Genomic DNA, 3445 nt, shown 5'->3' on the forward strand with positions numbered 1-3445 from the left:
CTCAGCCGCCGCCGGCCCATTCTTGAGAATGGCGACCGCGCGAGAAATCTCGGCACGGGACAACGGATCAAGCGGGTGCGCCCCGACAACAATTTCAGTTTCAGTTTCGACAGCGATGGTCATGGTTCTCTCCTTTGAGTCCGGACTGGGAGCCACAACTGAATCCCCGTCGGTTCGGTCACCGGGCTGTGACGGCCGACCGGTGCTTTCGCTTGAGGTCCACTATTTCGAAACATACCGACAGTAGAAACACTGTCTTGGGATAGCCCTGACTACACCTTGGGATGGGGCGGAGTGGGCCTGCAACGGAATGTCGAATTGAAAAACATTCTGAATCAATATTTCTAAAAAAAGCTGGACTATATGAATTACGTACCGTAGCTTGTCAACCGAGATGAACGCCAGTCTCCCAGATTCACCGTTGAACAGTTCTGACACACCTTTCACACCTCATAGGAGAGATCATGGAAACCGTATTGGGCACCCTCACCAAGGCCGGCGCCATCTACAAAGTCGAAGGCGGCTACCTCGACCTTCCGCCGATGAACGAACCCGGCTGCGACGCCGCCATCGGCGACTCCCTCTCCAACCCCGAAGGCTCGGTCATGAGCGCCGGATTCTTCGAACTCAAGGCCTCCGCACCCCTCGTCTACNCAGGCGAATTCATCCTCACCGACCAGACCACCGGCGAAGTCACCCACGCCACCGAACGCGACGTACTCTTCTTCCCCAAGGGCACCACCGTCAAGTTCGAAACTCCCGACTACGCCCTCGGATTCTTCGCCGGCGACCGCACCTTCGCACCCTAAACCCCCATGCGTACCGCATCCCAGTCGCCGGCAACAGGCGCCGGCTGCGAACCCGGTTTTCGCGGAGTCATCTGTGTGTCGTTCGCCACCACCGACGCTCTCGAAGATCACGACACCGGTGGCATGCCCCGGCACGACCTCCGCTTCGCAGCCGCGACCCCCGAGGCCATCGCCAACCTGAGGTCTGTGCTCGGACACTCGCGTGTCGGTGTGCGTGTTGTACTGGCCGGCCCACCGGCAGACGTGCACGCAGCGGCATCCGTTGCAGCAGAATGTGGCCTCGTTGACGAGGAAATGACCCTGGTGTGCGACGAGGTCGGACCCCGTGTCATCTTCTGCGGACACTGCCACACCTCCACCACGACGGACCATCCGATCGGCACGAATGTGGACTGTCAAGGCTGTGGAACGACCCTGATCTTCACTGACCACTTCTCCCGCCGTGTTGGCGGGTACCTGGGATTCTCAGCCCATGCCGAGGAGGCAGCATGACCGGGACGGCGCTCCAGAACAAGGCCAAGCCGCTACTGGACGGGACCCTCCAGCTGGAGGTCACCAGCGTCAGTGCGCAGACGGATTCGATCACGAGCATCACGTTTGGTGGTGCGCTCGGTGAGCTGCTGCCGTCGTATGTACCGGGGAGCCACCTCGTGGTGCAATACGGAACCGGCGCCAATGCCTATTCGCTCACCGGCTCGGGCAGTGCCCCCACGGAATACAGCATCTCCGTGCTGCGAATCGAGAACGGTTCCGGCGGATCCCTCGCCATGCACGCGCTCTGCGTGGGTGACCTGGTTCAGGTTTCGCATCCCCGCAGTGCCTTCGCCCCGGCGGCAACAGCGAGCCATCACCTACTCATCGCTGCGGGAATCGGCATCACACCGGTGCTTTCGCACGCGCGGTACGCCGCCGAATGGGGCGCGTCAGCATCCCTGATCTACGTGCACCGGCCGGGAACGGGCGCACACGTGGCTGAAGCACGACAGCTGCTGGGTTCGGGCCTGACGGAATGCCTGGATCGCAGCAGTTTTCAGGAGGTTCTCACCCGTCAGCTCACGACGCAGCAACTCGGAACGCACCTGTACGTCTGCGGACCGAATGCCTTCATGGACAGTGTGCTCAAGCAGGCTCGCGATCTCGGCTGGCCCAAGAGCCTGCTGCATTCAGAGGCGTTCTCCGGTGCGGCGCTCGACGATGGCGAACCGTTCGAGGTTCGACTGGCCCGCAGCAAAGTCACGTTGAACGTTCCGGCCGGTGTGTCGTTGTTGGGCACCCTCGAAAACGCCGGCCTGACCGTTCCGAACATGTGCCGCAAGGGCATCTGCGGCGAATGCGCCGTGCCGGTACTGCGTGGGGAACCCCTGCACCGAGATCTCTACCTGACCGACCAGGAAAAGGACGACAACACCACCATGATGTGCTGCGTCTCCCGCAGCCTGGGCCAAGAATTGGAGCTGGACCTGTGAGTACTGTCATCAACGAGGCTGTACGGGATGCCGACGTGCTTCCCGAACGGATCAAGCACTTTCCCTTTCCGTTTTCCGGTGACATCTACCGCTACAGCGCCAATGTCGAGCCGTCCCGCAAGGAAGTCTCCACGGAAGCAGGCGCCTGGGGCGGCCGGCTGCTCCACATCGACGAACACTACCTGGCCGAGCTCAAGGATCGTGATGAGGTACTGGAGCGGGATCCTTCCCGGCTTCAGGTGCTCCCCCACATGCGACCCGCCGTGTGGGATGCCATTTGCACCCTGCTGCCCGCTTTGGCTGAGGAATACCCGGACACCGTGTCCTTCACCCGGGAAGGCGACCTCTGCCGCTGGCGCAACTCCCTGCAAAACCTCGACGTGGAGTTCACCGTCGGCGACGACAGTTCGCTTCCGATGGGCCCATTGCGATTTTTGGGCAGCCAGATTCAGGACGACCTGGTTTTTCTCGACCACCGCCAGGATGCGTTGTGGCTGGATGCGGGCGTGGTCACCTTCGCCGCTGACTGGTCGGTCGGATTCGACGTCGGCATGAAGTTTTTGGAAGTGCATCACCCCGTTCCCCGGGTGAAGGAAGAGAAGATCGTCAGCCGGGCGGAGCAGTTTCTGATGCGGCTGCAGCCCGGGGAACAGTACCGCCGCACCAACTGGACCCTGACCATCGACCGGCGCCTGGACACGTCCACCGAGACCTACCCCAACTGGGCGCATGACCGCATGACCATTGCCGACGACCCCGCCCTGCCGGACCGGCTCCACCTCCGGGTCGAGATTCAGCACATGATTCGTCTCCCGCACTCCGGGGCCGTGCTGTTCATGATCCGAAGCTACCTGCTGCCGCTGCGAGACATTGCCCGGGTACCGGTCTGGCGACAAAACATGGGCCGAGTGCTGGCCGAACTCCCCGATGACATGGCCGAGTACAAGGGCATCATCCACTACCGCAAAGCGGCATCCGACTGGTTGCTGTCCGCCTAGTCACCCCCAGTTTTACCCTGTTCCAGAACCTGAAGAAACAACCAAGGAGAGAACCATGACCATCGCTGTTGAGACTGAAATTGTTGTCGGGGCGCACCCGCTTGATCCGTTGTCCCGTGCCGAGATTTCTCGCGCGGTCGCCATTCTCAAGAATGGGCCGGCGGCGGCTGAG

At 61.6% G+C, this 3445-nt stretch carries 4 protein-coding genes; all 4 read left to right on the forward strand.

The window, feature by feature from the left end; genetic code table 11:
* The first annotated feature begins 464 nt into the window (after positions 1 to 464).
* The 4 genes from E3O25_RS05200 to E3O25_RS05215 are packed head-to-tail and all read left to right on the forward strand — an operon-like array spanning position 465 to position 3273.
* On the forward strand, positions 465 to 809 hold the full coding sequence (locus E3O25_RS05200; protein ID WP_198410955.1) for an ethanolamine utilization protein: 345 nt from the start codon (positions 465 to 467) through the stop codon (positions 807 to 809).
* A gap of 6 nt (positions 810 to 815) precedes the next feature.
* The gene (locus E3O25_RS05205) at positions 816 to 1301 is read left to right on the forward strand and encodes a dimethylamine monooxygenase subunit DmmA family protein (protein ID WP_134360623.1); all 486 of its coding nucleotides are present in this window, start codon (positions 816 to 818) and stop codon (positions 1299 to 1301) included.
* Positions 1298 to 2275, forward strand: a complete 978-nt coding sequence (locus tag E3O25_RS17180; RefSeq protein WP_134360624.1) for a PDR/VanB family oxidoreductase — start codon at positions 1298 to 1300, stop codon at positions 2273 to 2275. The genes E3O25_RS05205 and E3O25_RS17180 overlap by 4 nt, the downstream gene beginning before the upstream one ends.
* Positions 2272 to 3273, forward strand: coding sequence for a DUF3445 domain-containing protein (locus tag E3O25_RS05215; protein WP_241983769.1), 1002 nt, complete (start codon positions 2272 to 2274; stop codon positions 3271 to 3273). The genes E3O25_RS17180 and E3O25_RS05215 overlap by 4 nt, the downstream gene beginning before the upstream one ends.
* Positions 3274 to 3445 lie beyond the last annotated feature (172 nt).

Origin of the sequence: Cryobacterium sp. TMT1-3, assembly GCF_004402315.1 — a bacterium.
Classification (GTDB): Bacteria; Actinomycetota; Actinomycetes; order Actinomycetales; family Microbacteriaceae; genus Cryobacterium; species Cryobacterium luteum.

Excerpts from the sequence above, each read along its gene's own strand:
- E3O25_RS05205 (WP_134360623.1), top strand. The coding sequence starts at position 816 with ATGCGTACCGCATCCCAGTCGCCGGCAACAGGCGCCGGCTGCGAACCC.
- E3O25_RS17180 (WP_134360624.1), top strand. The coding sequence starts at position 1,298 with ATGACCGGGACGGCGCTCCAGAACAAGGCCAAGCCGCTACTGGACGGG.